At 70.8% G+C, this 16,612-nt stretch carries 13 protein-coding genes and 1 pseudogene; 11 read left to right on the forward strand and 3 right to left on the reverse strand.

What is annotated here, in order from left to right:
- Positions 1-49: 49 nt before the first annotated feature.
- The 5 genes and pseudogenes from ABR571_RS12350 (at position 50) to ABR571_RS12370 (ending at position 6,949) form a co-directional block, all read left to right on the forward strand.
- Entirely contained in the window at positions 50-1,498 is a 1,449-nt protein-coding gene (locus tag ABR571_RS12350) for a hypothetical protein (RefSeq protein WP_409453505.1), read from the forward strand.
- Positions 1,495-2,379, forward strand: coding sequence for a S26 family signal peptidase (locus tag ABR571_RS12355; protein ID WP_409453506.1), 885 nt, complete (start codon positions 1,495-1,497; stop codon positions 2,377-2,379). Before ABR571_RS12350 ends, ABR571_RS12355 begins: the two co-directional genes overlap by 4 nt.
- A 54-nt stretch (positions 2,380-2,433) precedes the next feature.
- Positions 2,434-3,363: a hydroxymethylglutaryl-CoA lyase gene (locus tag ABR571_RS12360; RefSeq protein ID WP_409453507.1), complete on the forward strand. Its 930-nt coding sequence runs from the start codon at positions 2,434-2,436 to the stop codon at positions 3,361-3,363.
- A 74-nt stretch (positions 3,364-3,437) separates the two neighbouring features.
- Positions 3,438-5,141: pseudogene (locus tag ABR571_RS12365) on the forward strand (DUF3556 domain-containing protein); the annotation flags it as partial.
- A gap of 392 nt (positions 5,142-5,533) precedes the next feature.
- Positions 5,534-6,949 carry a phytoene desaturase family protein gene (locus tag ABR571_RS12370; protein ID WP_409453508.1) on the forward strand — a complete coding sequence of 472 codons (1,416 nt, stop codon included), beginning with the start codon at positions 5,534-5,536 and terminating at the stop codon, positions 6,947-6,949.
- 7 nt (positions 6,950-6,956) lie between these two features.
- On the opposite strand, the gene ABR571_RS12375 is transcribed toward ABR571_RS12370, so the two are convergent.
- Both ABR571_RS12375 and ABR571_RS12380 read right to left on the reverse strand, forming a co-directional pair.
- Positions 6,957-7,598, reverse strand: coding sequence for a LysE family translocator (locus ABR571_RS12375; RefSeq protein WP_409453509.1), 642 nt, complete (start codon positions 7,596-7,598; stop codon positions 6,957-6,959).
- Between the two features lie 39 nt (positions 7,599-7,637).
- Positions 7,638-8,099, reverse strand: a complete 462-nt coding sequence (locus ABR571_RS12380; protein WP_409453510.1) for a PaaI family thioesterase — start codon at positions 8,097-8,099, stop codon at positions 7,638-7,640.
- Positions 8,100-8,135: 36 nt separating this feature from the next.
- Here ABR571_RS12380 and ABR571_RS12385 point away from each other — a divergent pair, with 36 nt between their 5' ends.
- From ABR571_RS12385 to ABR571_RS12395, 3 genes are all read left to right on the forward strand, one after another.
- Positions 8,136-9,086 carry a carbohydrate kinase family protein gene (locus ABR571_RS12385; protein ID WP_409453511.1) on the forward strand — a complete coding sequence of 317 codons (951 nt, stop codon included), beginning with the start codon at positions 8,136-8,138 and terminating at the stop codon, positions 9,084-9,086.
- 73 nt (positions 9,087-9,159) lie between these two features.
- Positions 9,160-10,404, forward strand: a complete 1,245-nt coding sequence (locus ABR571_RS12390; RefSeq protein ID WP_409453512.1) for an ammonium transporter — start codon at positions 9,160-9,162, stop codon at positions 10,402-10,404.
- Positions 10,405-10,451: 47 nt separating this feature from the next.
- Entirely contained in the window at positions 10,452-11,657 is a 1,206-nt protein-coding gene (locus tag ABR571_RS12395) for a CapA family protein (RefSeq protein ID WP_409453513.1), read from the forward strand.
- Here the strand turns inward: ABR571_RS12395 and ABR571_RS12400 are convergent, their stop codons facing one another.
- The gene (locus tag ABR571_RS12400; RefSeq protein ID WP_409453514.1) at positions 11,658-12,242 is read right to left on the reverse strand and encodes a hypothetical protein; all 585 of its coding nucleotides are present in this window, start codon (positions 12,240-12,242) and stop codon (positions 11,658-11,660) included.
- 119 nt (positions 12,243-12,361) lie between these two features.
- Between ABR571_RS12400 and ABR571_RS12405 the strand changes: the two genes are divergently transcribed.
- From ABR571_RS12405 to ABR571_RS12415, 3 genes are all read left to right on the forward strand, one after another.
- On the forward strand, positions 12,362-13,783 hold the full coding sequence (locus tag ABR571_RS12405; RefSeq protein ID WP_409453515.1) for a hypothetical protein: 1,422 nt from the start codon (positions 12,362-12,364) through the stop codon (positions 13,781-13,783).
- A 92-nt stretch (positions 13,784-13,875) separates the two neighbouring features.
- Positions 13,876-15,381, forward strand: a complete 1,506-nt coding sequence (locus ABR571_RS12410; protein ID WP_409453516.1) for a TldD/PmbA family protein — start codon at positions 13,876-13,878, stop codon at positions 15,379-15,381.
- Positions 15,382-15,454: 73 nt separating this feature from the next.
- On the forward strand, positions 15,455-16,612 hold a 1,158-nt coding region (locus ABR571_RS12415), incomplete at its 3' end, for a metallopeptidase TldD-related protein (protein WP_409453517.1).

A 16,612-nucleotide genomic window follows, 5' to 3' on the forward strand; every position in this document is an offset into this window, starting at 1 on the left:
GACCGCGCCGCCGCCCGGCGGCGCGGTCCGCGTCCGGTTCGAGGGCCTCATGCCGACGTCACACCTGCACTCCAGCCTGCGCCTGGTGATCATCGCGTGCGCAGTCGCGCTGCTCTGCCTGTCGCTGGCAATCCGTTCGACCTACGGCGCGCTCACCGGCCGGATCACCAACACCAACGACAAAACCGGCTCGGGCACGCTGCTCTACACGCACACCTATGCCGGCGCCACGACGTGTTCATCGGTCCCAGTCTCAGGCCCCATCCCGGTCACCTCCGCATTCACCTGCCACGGGGGCATCCAGCCCGCGACGGCGACGCCGACTTCGGGTTCTTCGAGCGGCTCCGATTCGATCCAGTACCGGGGCACTGCGCCGGCTGCGCGGGTGACCCAGACGGTGTCGGCCGCCTCATGCGGGCCGGTCCAACTGGCGAACGCGGCCAACAGCGCCAACCCGATGGTGGCGCGCTACGGCACCGCCTTCGCGCCTTCGTCAGGACCAATGACCGGATCTGGATCAATTGCCGTCGATGGAGCAAGCCCGGGCGGATACGAGTCCGCCGTGCTTTCGCAGGTGCAGCCGAACCCGTCGGTGTCGCTGGGCAATACCTACGGCCTCGGCGTCTGGTTCAAGACATCGTCGACGGCCGGCGGAGCCTTGGTCGGCATCGGTAGCAGCGCGACGAACGTCGCCGGCAGCAACGACCGGGTCCTCTACATCACTGCTTCGGGCAAGGTCGCTTTCATACAGAACTCGAGCGGCGCCACGACGACGACCACGGCGAGCTACAACGACGGCGCCTGGCATTTCGCGTATGTGACCATGTCGCAGGTCAACGTCGCCTTCGTCGGCTTGACATCCACCACGACTCTCTCCGTGGACGGCGCCCCCGTCACCGGCGGTGGCTTGCTGGTCGGGTACTCGGCCGCGGCGGGTTACTGGCACCTCGGCTGGTCGCCGGTGAGCGGACTGCCGAGCTACTTCGCCGGCTCACTGTCCAATTTCGTCGTGTTCAACACGGCGGGCGCTCCCAACCCGCCGACCTCAAGCCAACTCGCCAGCCAGTCCACGTTCGACGGCTGGGCCGCCAGCTCGACCGAACGGTGGCGGCTCAACGACACTGGCACGAGCACGTTCGCCGGGCCCTATCCGTACACGGTGAGCAGCTCCACGAATCCCTGCTCGCTGGTGAATCTCAGCTGGAGCTTCGCGACGCCGGCGTCCTGTGGCTGGTCGCCGAACTCGGTCACGGCCGCATGCTCAGACCCACCCGCGGCGTCGCTGGTTGCCTTCACCAGTGCCGGCGCCCAGACCATCGCTTCTCCGGCGCCGGGCACTACCCAGACCTCCACCATCAAGTTGAGCCGCGGCGCCGGCTATGACACGACCTTTTTGCCTGGACTCCGTCTCTACGCGCCGCTGACCTTCAAGGCCGCCTCGGGCGGGTGGGCCAACACGTTCACGTGGGCGGACGCGACGTCGGCGTTCCTGGCATGACGACGACGCTCGAGCGACCGCCCACGACCACCGCCATGGCCGCTGCGCGACAGTCCCGCGCCCGCACCATCGTGTGTGCGGCGGTGCTGGGCCTGCTCCTCACCTCGGTGGCCATCGGTGGTTACTGGCAGGCCACCGGCGGGCGCTGGTACGTCGTGCGCACGCCGTCCATGGGCGCGGCGGCGCCGGTCGGCACGCTGCTCTGGGTCAAGCCGGTCGACTTCGCAACGCTGCATGTGGGCGACTTCATCTCCTTCAAGCCGCCGGGTTCGTCGGTCACGTACAGCCACCGCATCGCCGCCGTGGCGGCGGACGGCACGCTCCGCACGAAGGGTGACGCCAACTCGATCCCCGACGCCTGGCGGCTTACGTCGGCCAACGTCGTCGGCCAGGTCGAGGCCCGCTGGTGGGGGGCGGGATGGTTGATCAGGGCCGCACCGGTCCTGATCGTCGGCGGGTTCCTGCTCTGGCTGACGATCGTGAAACTGACGCCGTCGCGGTGGCATCTTCCGCTTGCCGTCGTCGGGGTATCCGTCATCCTGTCCGCCGCGATATTCGTCTTCCGACCGTTGGTCTCCGCCGAGCGGACCGCGCTCACCCCCACGAGCAACGGGGTCACCGCGACCTGCGTCTCCACCGGATTGCTGCCCTTGCGGCTGCACGCGGTGGGAGGCGGCTCGGTCGATCTGCGCGACGGTCAAAGCGGTTCGGTCTCCAGCGGCGAGGCCGCGCGCGGCCGGTTCTCGGTCACGCTCGCGCCGAAGATCATCTGGTGGTGGTGGCTCGTGCTGGTGTTCGTCTGCTTCGCCCCGGCGATCGGCAGCGCCGTCCGGACAGCACGCAGGGCACCGCTCGGACGGCATCGGGCCGCAGTTGCTTGACGCCTCGGCTGCGCCGCGCCGCCCGGGAGGGAGTATCCATGAAGGATGCCCGCCGTGACCGCACTTGAGCTGCCGGACAGCATCGACATCCGCGAGGTGGGGATGCGCGACGGGCTGCAGCTCGAGGCGCCGGTCCCACTCGCCGGCAAGCTGGCGATGCTCGACGCCATCGTGGCCACGGGCGTGCGTCGGGTCGAGGTCACCAGCTTCGTCTCACCGAAGGCGGTTCCGGCGCTGGCTGACGCCGACGCCGTCGCCGCCGAACTCGGGCGCTGGACCGGTGTGCACTTCTCCGCGCTCGTGGCGAACACCCGAGGAGCCATCCGGGCGATCGACGCCGGGGTGGCCAACCTCGAGTACGTCGTGTCGGCCGCCGACTCGCACAGCCTGGCCAACGCCGGCCGCAAGAGCGCCGACGCGGCCGCCGCCATCGGCGAGATCGCCGCCCTGGCCCACGCGGCCGGCGGTTCACTCGAAGTGATCATCGCCACCGCGTGGGACTGCCCGTTCGACGGACCGACCGATCCCGAGCGGACGCTCGACGTCGTCCGCGCCGCCGTCGAGCAGGGCGCGGACCAACTCTGCCTCGGCGACACCATCGGCACGGTCACCCCGCGCCGCACGGTCGCGCTGATCGACGCGGTCCGGGCCGAGGCGCCCGGACTCGACGTCGGCGTGCACTTCCACGACACTCGAGGCACCGGCCAGGCCAACGCGCTGGCCGCCGTCCTGAACGGCGTGCGCCACCTCGATGCCAGTGTCGGCGGCCTCGGCGGCTGCCCGTTCGCGCCCGGCGCCAGCGGCAACATCGCGACCGAGGAACTGGTCTACTGGACCGAGGACAGCGGCATCTCCTCCGGGCTCGACCTGGCCGCCGTCGTGGCGGCGGCCCGGGTCACTGAGCAGGCCGTTGGGCACGACCTGCCCAGTTCGCTGTTCCGCGCCGGTGGGCGTTCTGTCCCGAGAGGCCCGTTCCGCCCCTGATCGACCGCCTCGCGCCGGCCGCGGGACCGGGTTACCGTGGCACGCGCGCGATCTCGTCCTAAGGAGGGAAGCGCATGGGTTTCACCACCCCGCGACTCCCCGACTTCGATCTGGACGAATGGCGCGGGCGTCCGCACCACCGTCGGCTCGAGCCCCTGGTCAAGGACTGGGGGCTGAACGGCTTCGGGACGCCGGAAGCGATCTACCTCGTCTACCTCGTCAAGCTCGTGATCTTCGTCGGCGGCGCGCTGCTGCTCATCGACGCCACGTCCGACGTGGGCGGCCTCGGCAACATCGGCGACTGGTGGGCCGCGCCGATCGTCTACCAGAAGTTCGTCGTGTGGACGCTGCTGTGGGAGATCCTCGGACTCGGTTGCGGGTCGATGCCCCTGACGTTCCGCTTCCTGCCCCCCATCGGCGGAGCGCTGTACTGGCTGCAGCCCGAGACGATTCGCCTGCCGCCGTGGCCGGACCGCGTACCCCTCACCCGGGGGACCCGGCGCACCGGCGCCGACGTCACCCTGTACAGCATCGTCGTCATCGCCGCGGCGGTGTTGCTGTTCACCGGCTCGGCGAACGGATCCCCGGTCGGCACGGTGCCGTCGTGGCCGATCTGGGTGCTGCTGGTGTCGCTCGTCCTCCTCGGGCTGCGGGACAAGACGCCCTTCCTCGCCGCCCGGCCCGAGCACTACGCGGTGATGTTGGTCGTCTTCCTGTTCCCGCCGGGCAACCTGATCTTCGCGCTGAAGCTGTGCATGGTGGCGATGTGGTGGGGCGCGGCGACGTCGAAGCTGAACCGGCACTTCCCGTACGTCGTGTCGGTGATGATCAGCAACACGCCGTGGCAACGGTCGAAGCGGATCAAGCGGTCGCTGTGGCGCGACCATCCGAACGACATGCGTCCCTCCCGCCTGTCGGAACTGATCGCCCACGGCGGCACCGTCGTCGAGTTCACCGTGCCGCTCGTCCTCATCCTGTCGCGGGGCGGCTGGCTGACGACCGTAGCCGTGACGATCATGGTGGTGTTCCACGTCCACATCACGTCGACGTTCCCGCTCGGGGTGCCGCTCGAGTGGAATCTCTTTTTCATCTATTCGATCCTCGTGCTGTTCGGCCACTATGCGGGCGTCGGTGAGTCGTCGCTGACGTCGACCGCGCTGGCCGTGCTGCTCGTGCTGCTGCTCGCCGGTTTCCCGATCCTCGGCAACCTGCGGCCGGACCTCGTCTCGTTCCTGCCGTCGATGCGGTACTACGCCGGCAACTGGGCGACGAGCGTCTGGTTGTTCCGCAACGACGGCGTCGAGGACCGTTTCGACCGCCACCTCGTCAAGCCGGCCCCGATCGTCAGCAAGCAGCTGACCCGCCTCTACGACGAGCAAACGGCGGAACTGCTGCTCTACAAGGGACTTGCGTTCCGGTCCATGCACTCACACGGACGCGCCCTCAACGGTCTGCTCGCCCGCGCTGTCGACGACCTCGGCGCGTACACGCCGCGCGAGGGGGAGCTGGTCGCCGGAGTTGCCCTGGGTTGGAACTTCGGCGAAGGCCATCTGCACAACGCGCGGCTGCTCGACGCCGTCCAGTTCGAGTGCGACTTCACGCCGGGCCAGCTCCTCGTCATCGCCGTCGAGTCCCAGCCGTTCGGCCGCCCGACGCAGCGCTACCAGATCCTGGACGCCGCCACCGGCCTGATCGAAGAGGGGACGGTGCGGGTCGCCGACCTGCTCGAGCGGCAGCCGTGGGCGTCCGGTGACGACGTGCCCCTGCCCGTCGATGTCATCTTCCCGCCGGCCGCGCCGGCCGTCGCACCGGCGCTTGCGCCGAGTGGCACGGGCGACGCCGGCCGACCCGAGCCGGAGCCCGAACCCCAGCCCGCATCGGCGCAGCAGCCGAAGACCATTTCGGCGCCGGGCGGATCGCAGGGGGCCGAGCCGCGAACCCGGCCCCGTCCTCGACCGCGGCCGGCCGTGAACGGCGTCGCCGCCCGAAGCGTGCCGGCGCCGGCCCAGGCGCCGGCGGCTGAACCAGCAGCGACCGAGCCGGCCCGGCCGGCGGCCGTTCCCGCGCCGCCGGCTCGCGTTTCCGCGGCGCGCCCGATTGCACCTGCGGCTCCCTCCGAACCGCGGCCCAGTCCCTGGCCCCAGCGCAAGGTCAAGATCGCGAAGAGCGCGTGAGCGCTGCGGTGGTCGTCGGGTCCGGCCCGAACGGTCTGGCCGGTGCCGTCGCGCTGGCGCGGGCGGGTCTCGACGTGACCGTCCTCGAAGCGCAGCCCACGATCGGCGGCGGGACGCGCACCGAGGAACTCACCGTTCCCGGCGTCCGCCACGACGTCTGTTCGGCGATGCACCCCCTGGGGGTGGGCTCGCCCTACCTGCAGACCCTCGACCTGGGCCGCCACGGGCTGGAGTGGTGCTGGCCGGAGATCGATCTCGCTCATCCGCTCGACGGCGGCACGGCCGGCGTCCTGGAGCGGTCGATCGACGCGACGGCGGCCGGTCTCGGCCCCGATGGGCCGGCCTGGCGCCGGCTCTTCGCGCATCAGGCTGAACGCTTCGACGACCTCGGCGCCGACATCCTCCGGCCGGTTGCGCACGTGCCGCGGCACCCGCTGCTGTTGGCGAGCTTCGGCGTCCGCGCGCTCGCGCCGGCCTCGTGGATCGTCCGCCGCTGGCACCACGACGAGACGCGCGCGCTGTTCGGCGGCATGTCCGCGCACGCCTTCCGGCCGCTGACCAGCCCGACGAGCGCATCGGTCGGCCTGGCGCTGGGGCTGTCCGCCCACCGGTACGGCTGGCCGGTCGCCCGCGGCGGCTCGAGCGCGATCACCGACGCGCTCGCCGCCGAGCTGCGTGCCTGCGGCGGTCGGATCGAGACGGGCCGGCGTGTGACGTCCTTGTCCGAGGTCGACTCGGCCGACGTGGTGCTGCTCGACCTGTCACCGCGAGGCGTGCTGGACCTGGCCGGGGATCGGCTTCCGGGCCGGATCGCCCGCGCCTACCGCCGCTACCGCTTCGGCCCGGCGGCCTACAAGGTCGACCTGGCGGTGGAGGGCGGCGTGCCGTGGCGCAACGAGCAGTGCCGTCGAGCCGGCACGGTGCACGTCGGCGGGCCGTTCGAACAGGTGGCCGCGGCCGAAGCGGACGTCGCCGCGGGGCGGATGCCGCAGCGGCCGTTCATGCTGGTCGGCCAGCAGTACCTCGCTGATCCGACCCGTTCGGCCGGTGACGTCCACCCGATCTGGATCTACGCGCACGTCCCCTCCGGCTACACGGGCGACGCGACCGAGACCGTCCTGCGCCAGCTCGAGCGCTTCGCGCCGGGCGTGCGGGACCGGATCGTCGGGCAGGCCGTGCGCGGTCCCTTGGACTACGAGGCCTACAACCCCAACTTCGTCGGCGGCGACATCTCCACCGGAGCGAACGATCCGATCCAGGTGCTGCTGCGGCCGCGGGTCGCGATCGACCCCTACCGCACCGGCATCCCGGGCGTGTACATCTGCTCGGCGGCGACTCCGCCCGGCGGCGGGGTCCACGGCATGTGCGGCGCGAACGCGGCCGCGTCAGCCCTGAAGCACTTGCAGCGCTGACCGAGGATCAGTTGGCGCGCCCGGAGACGGCGACCGTGACACCCAGGCCGACGATGGCCACGCCACCGGTGCCACCGATCGCGGCCAGCCGGCGCGGCGAGCGGGCCAGCCACTCGCGCGCGCTGCCGGCGGCAACCGCCCACACGCTGTCGCAGGCCAGCGCGATCGCGGTGAAGGCCGCGCCGAGAAACATCAGCTGTAGCGGCACATGGCCGGCGCTGCGGTCGGTGAACTGCGGCAGAGCCACCGTGAAGAACACGATCGTCTTAGGATTCGCCACGCCCACCAGCACGGCGTCGACGTACATCCGTCGGGGTCGGGCCAGTCCCTTGGCCGGCGCCGCGATCGCCGTGCTGAGCGCGTGGCGGTGGCGGAACGCCTGCACGCCGAGGTAGATCAGATAGCCCGCCCCGACGAACTTGATCGCCGTGTACAGCTCGGTCGAGCGCTGGACGAGGGCGCCCACGCCGACCGCGACGGCCAGCACCTGTACGAAGACTCCCGTCGCGTTGCCGGCCACGCTGAGCAGGCCACCGCGCCGTCCGGAGCTGAGCGCCCGGCCGATCGTGAACAGCACACTGGGACCCGGGATCACGATGAGGACGAACGACGCCAGCAGGAAAGTCAGCAGGCGGTCGGTCGGCGGCATGGGAAGACCGTAGCCCCGCGTCCCACGTGAATTACGGCGTCAGCGCCCGAACGGCCGCAGCTGGTAGTCACCGCGCGTGCGAGCAACCAGCGTCCCGTCCTCGCCGACGACTTCGGCCTCCAGCACGAACGGCACTTTGACGCCCGGCGCGGCTGCGGCCTTGATGCGGGCGATCTCGTCCTCGCTCAACGACGCCGACGCCGACAGCGGGCCCTTGCCCGGCGCGAGGAAGTCGATCGAGAGGCTCTTCACCAGTGGGTAGTGCGTGGAGACGTCGAAAGTCGCGAAATGGATCGCGCCGCCGAGCACTTCGGCCACGGTGAAGGTGACGCCGGCATAGACGACGCCGAAATGGTTGCCGTTGCCCTCGAACGGCACGCGGGCGCGGACGAAGCCAGGCCGCATTTCGACGAACTCGACGCCCATCTGATGCGCGCGCGGGATCAACTGCTCGAGCGCGGTGTTCATCAGGGTGACGGGATCGTCCGCGGTAGAGGTCATGCGGCGGACGATAGCGCCCGCGTAGCCTCCCTTCCCGTGGAGCCGCTGCGGCCGGGAACGATCGTCGTGATCGGCGAGGCCCTCATCGATCTCGTCGAGACCGGCGACGACGAGCCGCGGCTGGCCCGCCCCGGCGGCAGCCCGTATAACGTCGCTCTCGGACTCGCCCGACTGCAACGCAGCACATCCTTCGCCGGGCGGATCTCGCGCGACCCGCTCGGCGCTGTGCTGCGCCGGCACGCGGAGCGCTCGGCCGTCGACCTCACGCTGTCGGTCGATGCAGCGGAACCGACCACGGTGGCGCTCGTCGAACTGGACGGCACCGGCGGCGCGCAGTACCGGTTCGGGGTCGACGGCACGGCTGACTTCGGGTGGACGGACGCCGAGCTGGGGCGGATCCCCGACGAGACGGCGGCGGTGCACTTCGGGTCGCTCGCGTCGTGGCTACCGCCGGGCGATGCCGCGATCGCCCGCCGGGTGGCCGAGCTGCGGGCGGGGGGAGCGGCGGTCAGCTACGACCCCAACGTCCGGCCGCACTTGCAACCGGACCGCGCCAAGGCCCGGGCGCAGGTCGAAGCAGCCGTCCCGCTCGCCCATCTGGTGAAGACGAGCGCCGAGGACCTCGACTGGCTGCGCCCGGGTGAGCCGATCGAGGAGGTCGCCCGCTCGTGGCTCCAGCTCGGTCCGTCGGCCGTCGTCGTCACTCGCGGCGACGACGGCAGCACCGCCTTCACCGCGGCGGCGACGGTCGACCGGCCGCCCGTCCCGGTGGACGTCGTCGACACCGTCGGAGCAGGTGACGCGTTCATGAGCGGCCTGCTCGACGCGCTCGGCCGGCGCGGACTTCTGACGCCGGCCGGCATCGCCGGGGCGCCCTTCGCGGAGTGCCTGGACGACGCCGCGCTGGTCGCCGCCATCACATGCTCGCGGGCGGGCGCCAACCCGCCGCGCCGCGCCGAGCTCGGCCGCGGGCCCACACCGGGCTGACCCGGAGTCGCCAGGCTCGCGTGGGCTGGCTAGCGTCCTCGCGACACCCGCCGCCGGTCAGGAGACGCGAGCCATGCACATCAACGCCGCCGACACCGCCTGGGTGCTGGTCTGCACCGCGCTCGTCCTCTTCATGACGCCGGGTTTGGCGCTCTTCTACGGCGGCATGGTGCGCAGCAAGCACGTCCTGTCGATGCTCGCGCAGAACTTCGCCGTCATCGCCGTCATCAGCGTCGTGTGGGCCCTGGTCGGTTACAGCCTGGCCTTCAGCGGCGACGCCGGCGCCGGGCTGATCGGCGATCTGCACGTCGCCGGGCTCGCCCACTCCAACTCACCCCTGCCCGGCATCGCGCTCACCGTGCCGCAGTCGGCCTTCGCCGCGTTCCAGATGATGTTCGCCGTCATCACCACGGCGCTGCTCACCGGTGCCGGCGCCGACCGGATGCGCTTCGGCCCGTTCCTGGTGTTCTCGGTGCTGTGGGCGTTGATCGTGTACGTCCCGATCGCGCACTGGTCGTTCTCGCCGCACGGCTGGCTCAACAAGCTGGGCCTGCTCGACTTCGCCGGCGGCACCGTCGTCGAGATCAACGCCGGCGCATCGGCACTCGCGCTCGTCCTGGTGCTCGGGAAGAGACGGGGGTGGCCGGCCGAGCCGATGGCGCCCCACTCGCTGCCCCTCACGCTGCTCGGCGCCGGGATCCTCTGGTTCGGCTGGTTCGGTTTCAACGCCGGCTCCGCGCTGGCGTCCGGTTCGCTGGCCGCCCAGGCGCTGATCGGAACGCACCTGGCCGCGTGCGGGGGCCTGCTCGGATGGATCGCGCTCGAGAAGAAGGCGACCGGACACGCGACCACCCTGGGGGCCGCGTCCGGGGCGGTGTCCGGGCTGGTCGCGATCACACCGGCGGCCGGGTACGTCAACAGCCTCGGTGCGATCGCGATCGGCTTCGCCGCCGGCGTCGCCGGGTTGTACGCCGTCCGGCTGAAGTTCCGGCACGGCTACGACGACTCGCTCGACGTGGTTGGCGTCCATGGGGTGTGCGGTGTGGTCGGAACGCTGGCGGTCGGGGTCCTGGCGACGCGCACGGTGAACCCGGCCGGGCGCGGCTTGATCGACGGCGGCGGTGTGCAGCTGTTGGGATGGCAGGCGCTCGGCGTGGTCGTCGCCGCGAGCTGGGCGTTCCTGGCGACGGGAGCCATCGCCCTGCTGGTCCGCCGGACGCTCGGCCTGAGGGCGACGCCCGAGGACGAGCTCGCCGGCCTCGACATGGCGGTGCACGCCGAGACGGCCTACGAGCACGGCGCTCTGGGCAGCCGCTGACCGCGTCCTGCCGGGCGCGCACCGTGGCGGGAGGTAGCCTCGCCCGGGTGTGGAGGTCGGTGTCCGCGGCCGGAGCAGCGGTCGCGCTGCTGGCGGCCTGTTCGTCGGGCCGGTCGGCACCACGCCGCGCCGAGACCCGGCCCGTCGGCACGTCGTCGATCGAGACCATCACCCTGCCGCCGGACACGGGCGGAGCCGGCGGTGCGAGCGGATCGAGCGGTCGCCGCGCCGCCACCGTCCTCGGCTCGGGTGACGTCCTCATCCACCCACCGCTGTGGCAGCAGGCGCACGCCGACGCCTTGGCCGAAGGACGCTCGGGCTACGACTTCGGACCGATGTACGCCAGCATCGCGCCGGACGTCCGCTCGGCCGACCTGGCCACCTGCGAGATGGAGACCCCGCTCGCGCCGCCGGGTGGCCCGTTCGTGGGCTGGCCCAACTTCAGCGCGCCGCCGCAGGTGTTGACCGCGCTGAAGGGCGTGGGTTACCGCAGCTGCACGACCGCGTCGAACCACACGCTCGACCAGGGCTACTCGGGACTGAAGCGCACGCTGGACGAGCTCGATGCCGCCGGGCTGAAGCACACCGGGAGCGCCCGGACCGCCGGCGAGGCCGCGACGCCGCTGATCCTGACCTTGGACAACGGCGTGCGGGTGGGGCAACTGGCCTACTCGTTCAACTTCAACGGCCACGAGCCGTCGGCCGGCGAGGCGTGGCAGGCCAACCTGATTGAGGTGCCGAACATCCTCGCCGCCGCGCACCGGATGAAGCAGGCCGGCGCGGACGTGATCGTCCTGTCGCTGCACTGGGGAACCGAATACGACCACCTCGCCACCCAGCAACAGCGGCAGGAGGCCGACGCGCTGCTCGCGTCACCCGACGTCGACCTGATCCTCGGCGACCACGCCCACGTCGTGCAGCCGGCTGAGAAGATCCACGGCAAGTGGGTCTTCTACTGCATGGGCAACCAGATCTCGCGCCACGAGGACCCGATCGCGGACAGCCGCGAAGGCGTGATGCCGCGGGTCACGTTCACCGAGGTCTCGTCCCATCACTTCACCGCCACCAGCGTGCAGACGATTCCCACGTGGATGGAGGACTCGCCGAAGCTGCGCCTGGTCGACGTCCCGCGCGCGCTCCGGTCGGGCACCTTGACCGCGGCCCAGCGCGCGGCCGACGAACACGCCCGCGCGCAGATCGTGAAGTACCTCGACGCCTACGGCGCGGTCCGCGACGGCCTGCAGATCCCGTAGTCAGCCGTCGGACGGACCGGTCCGCCGGCGGTGCTCGGCGTCGAGGATGAAGCCGGCCACCACGCCGGCGCTGACCAACGGGATCGCGATCCAAATCAGATACCGGCCGAGCCCGCCGATCAGGTACAGGACCGCGGTGTAGAGCAGGAATGGCACCACCACGGCGGCGATCACCCGGGCCCGGACCTCGGAGTGCTGTCGCAACAGCGCGAGGTCCGCGGCGGTGGACCGGTTGCCGCGCTCGGCCTTCTTTCCGGTCGGCTCGCTCACCGCGGTCGTCGCTTCGGCGGTCTCCGTCGCTTCGCCCGTCTCGGTCGCCTCGGCCGGACCGCTCGGTTCGGATACCGGTTCGGCCATGGCGGCCGGTGGTTCGTCCGGCTCGGTCATCTGCTCGGCGATCAGGCCGAGGGGCCCGTCGTCGGGGTCCACCTCGTCGAGGGCGACGTGCGGCTCCTCGTCCGGTTCCGGCGCCGGCGGTGGCTCGACGCGAGCGTGCCGGCCGGTGAGGACGGCAGCGGACTCGTCGGCGACAGCGGCAACCGCCGCCGCGTCCTCGTCGTCACTCGACGCCGAATGCCGACCCATCGGCTCAGTCTTTCAAATCCGGTTGATCGGCAGGGGCACCGCCGCACGTAGACTTCGCAGATCGCGCGCCGAACGAGGGAGATTCCGTGCGGCCTGGGGCCACCTCGACTCGCATCGCCGTGGCCGCAGCGTCAGCGTCACTCCTCCTGGGGGCGTGCTCCACCGTCGTCGACGGTCATCCGGCCGTGGCCAATGCCCCCGACGCCGCTATCAAGGTCATCGGCGACAGTGGCAGCCCGTTCGACACCACCGTGAAGAACGCGATCAGTGACATCGTGGACTTCTGGACCGCCCAGTACCCGAAGATCTCCGGCGGCGACATTTTCGAGCCGCTGAAGGGTGGCCTGTACTCCGTCGACGGCTTGAAAGTGGCGGAGACGAAGCGGGTCGATGGGCCCGCGTCGTCGGAGGCCTGTATCGCCAAGAACCCGACGTTCATCGTCGACAACGGCGCGTTCTGCCTGCTCGACGACTCGATCGCGTGGGATCGCGCGCCGACTCACCTGTTCGCCCAACTGGCGCACAAGTACGGCCCGCTCATGGTGGCCTTGATCTTCGCGCACGAAGTAGGGCACGCGATCAGTTACCGCCTCGGCGTCTTCGACCAGGACCGGCCGACGATCGACACCGAGTCCCAGGCCGACTGCGCGGCCGGCGCGTGGGCGGCGTCGGCGTTGAAGGGTGAGCCGGCCCATTTCCGCGACGTCACACCGGCGAAGCTGGACGATGCGCTGGAGGGGTTCCTCGACGGCCGGGACGGAACGCCCGACACCCCGCAGGACATCTCCCACGGCAACGGCTTCGACCGCCTGTCCGCGGTGGCCGACGGCATCGACAAGGGCGTCACCTACTGCTTCTCGGACGGGTACTTCAAGTCACGGACGTACACCGAGCGGCCGTTCTCCAGCGAGGCCGAGTACGGCGCGGGTGACAACCAGCCGATCGCCGACATCGTGTCGTCCAATTCCAGCCTGGTCGCCGACCTCAACCGCTTCTGGACCGCCAAGGCGAAGATCATCCACAAGACGTTCACGCCGGTAAAGATCGCCGAAGCGAGCCACTCCCACTGCGCCGCCACCGGTGCGACGCAGTTCGGCTACTGCCCGGACGACAACACCGTCTACTTCAGCCGGGCCTTCGCCGAGGCGGCCTACAACAGCCTCCCCGATGTCAGCGGTGATCCCAGGACAGGCAATGTCACCTTGCTCCAGGACCAGCCTGGAGACTTCGCGCTGGGCGTCCTCTTCTCGATCGGGTGGGGCATGGCCGTGCGGCACCAGCTGTTCGACCGCGCCCTCGACGGCAAGGACGCGTTGATCTCCGCCGTCTGCTACACCGGGTCGTATGCCAAGGACGTCAACGTCGCGGCCGGCGCCTCCGGCAAGCAGATCACCTTGTCGCCGTCCGACCTCGACGAAGCGACGTCCTCGATGCTCGATCAGGTGGGCCGGCCGGAGGCGTTCAGCGCCCGGGGGACAACCGGTCTCGACCGCATCCAGGCCTTCGTCAAGGGTTACCGGGGCGGCCTGTCCACCTGCTGACCCGCTCCCCACCTGGTGTGGTTGATTCTGGCCGCGGTTTTCCACCACACGGGGCGGGAAGGCGCAGTCGTCCGGTCGAGTACGTTCGGTTGATGCCCGACATCGACCCCGCTTTCCTCGCGATGCCTGCGCGCGGCCTCGCCGGTGCCGCTCTGGAGCGCGCGCAGGAGCTCGGCGCCGAGCACGCCGACTTCCGCCTGGAACGGATTCGCGTCGGGCGGCTGAGCCTGCGCGACGGCCAGCTCGACTCCTCCTCCGACGGCGAGGACGTGGGCCTGGCCGTCCGCGTCGTGCACGACGGGACCTGGGGCTTCGCGAGCGGCATCGCGCGCACAGCCGATGCGGCGAAGGCGCTGGCCGAGCAGGCGGTGGCGACCGCCAAGGTCAGCCGCGTCCTCAGCAGCGAGCCGGTCGTGCTCGCACCGGAGCAGGTGTACGCCGACGTCAGGTGGGTGTCGTCCTACGAGATCAACCCTTTCGACGTGCCCGAGGCCGAGCGAGTGGCGTGGTTGCAGGAGCTGTCCGAACGCCTGATGGCCGGCGACGGCGTCGACCACGTCGACGCTGCCCTGATGCAGGTGCTGGAGAACAAGTTCTACGCCGACACCGCGGGCACGATGACCACGCAGCAGCGCGTGCGGATCAGCCCCGAGTTCACCGCCGTCAACGTCGACCGGGGGGCGGGCTCGTTCGCCTCGATGCGGACCCTCGCGCCGCCCGCCGGGCGGGGCTGGGAGTACACGACCGGCACCGGATGGGACTGGGACACCGAGATCGCCGAGCTGCCCGGGCTGTTGATGGAGCACGTCAAGGCGCCGAGCGTCGAGGCGGGCACCTACGACCTCGTCATCGAGCCGTCCAACCTCTGGCTCACCATCCACGAATCAATCGGGCATGCGACCGAGCTTGACCGCGCGCTCGGATATGAGGCCGCATACGCGGGCACCAGCTTCGCCACCCTCGACAAGCTCAACTCGCTGCAGTACGGCAGCGAGGTCATGAACATCACTGGCGACCGGACGGTCGAGCACGGACTGTCGACAGTGGGGTTCGACGACGAAGGCGTGGCGGCGCAGCAGTTCGACATCGTCCGAGACGGCGTGCTGGTCGGCTACCAGCTCAATCGGCAAATGGCCCAGGCGAACGGCTTCGAGCGGTCCAACGGGTGCGCGTTCGCCGACTCGGCCGGGCACATCCCGCTGCAGCGCATGGCCAACGTCTCGTTGCAGCCGGCGCCGGACGGCCCGTCGACCGACGAGCTGGTCTCCCGCGTCGAGCGCGGCATCCTGATCAAGGGTGACCGCTCGTGGTCGATCGACATGCAGCGGTTCAACTTCCAGTTCACCGGCCAGCAGTTCCACCGCATCGAGAACGGGCGCATCGTGGGCCAGCTGCGCGACGTCGCCTACCAAGCGACGACGACCGACTTCTGGGGATCGATGGAGGCCGTCGGAGGGCCGCAGACCTACGTCCTCGGCGGTGCCTTCAACTGCGGCAAGGGTCAGCCAGGCCAAGTCGCGGCCGTCTCGCACGGCTGCCCGACGGGGCTCTTCCGCGGAGTCAACGTCCTCAACACGAAGGCCGAGGGCGGGCGATGAGCGACGCTTGCGGAGCGAATCATGGGCGCAGAAGTCCTATGGCGGCCGAACTGAGCGAAGGGAGGGTAGGCCGATGAGCGACGGACAGGAACTCGTCGCGGCCGCGCTGGAGGCCTCGACGGCGGACGGCTGCGTGGTCGTCGCCGAGGAGCACTCCGAGACCAATCTGCGGTGGGCGGCGAACACACTGACCACGAACGGGCAGATGCGATCCCGCTCGCTGACCGTCGTCTCCACCTTCGACCGGGCGGCGGGCACGAGCGCCGGCGTGGTCACCCGCGCCGTCAGCACCGTCGAGGAGGTCGCCGATCTGGTGCGGGCGTCCGAGGCCGCCGGCCGCGGCGCCGACCCGGCCGACGACGCCAGCCCGCTGGTCGAGCCGTACGACTGCGACGACGACTGGGACGCGCCCGCCGGCGAGACCTCGGTGGCCGTCTTCGACGTCTTCGCCCCCGCCCTCGGCGCCGCCTTCGAGCGGTGGCGCGCCGCCGATCGGCTGCTCTTCGGCTTCGCCGAGCACGCGATGACGTCCTACTTCCTCGGCACCTCGACGGGCCTGCGGCGCCGGTTCGATCAACCCGACGGGCGGCTGGAGGTCAACGGCAAATCGCGTGACCTGTCCCGCTCGGCCTGGGCGGGTCTGCACACCCGCGACTTCGCCGACGTCGACGTCGATGCGGTGCTCGGGACGCTGGAGCAGCGCCTCGAATGGGCGGCCAACCGCATCGACCTGCCCGCGGGCCGGTACGAGACGATCCTGCCGCCGACCGCGATGGCCGACCTGATGATCTACGCCTACTGGACCGCGTCGGCGCGCGACGCCGACGACGGGCGCAACGTGTACGCGTCCGGGACCGGCGGGACGCGCGTCGGCGAGCGGCTGTCGCCACTGCCGCTGACGCTGCGTTCGGACCCGGGCGAATCCGGTCTGCAGTGCGCGCCGTTCGAGGTGGCGACCTCGTCGGGCGGCGGCCTGCAGTCGGTGTTCGACAACGGCCAGCCGGTGGAGCCCACGCACTGGATCAGCGACGGCACCCTCGCCGACCTGGTGCGCACCCGCGCGTGGGCCCGCGAGACGTCCACGACGCCCCGGCCGATCGTCGACAACCTGATCCTCGAAGGCGCGCCGGGCGGTGCCGGTGCCTCGCTGGACGAGATGATCGCGGCGACCGAACGTGGGTTGCTGCTCACCTGTCTCTGGTACGTCCGCGAGGTCGATCCGCAGACGCTG

The organism is Jatrophihabitans sp., from assembly GCF_046262535.1.
Taxonomy (GTDB): Bacteria; Actinomycetota; Actinomycetes; order Mycobacteriales; family Jatrophihabitantaceae; genus Jatrophihabitans.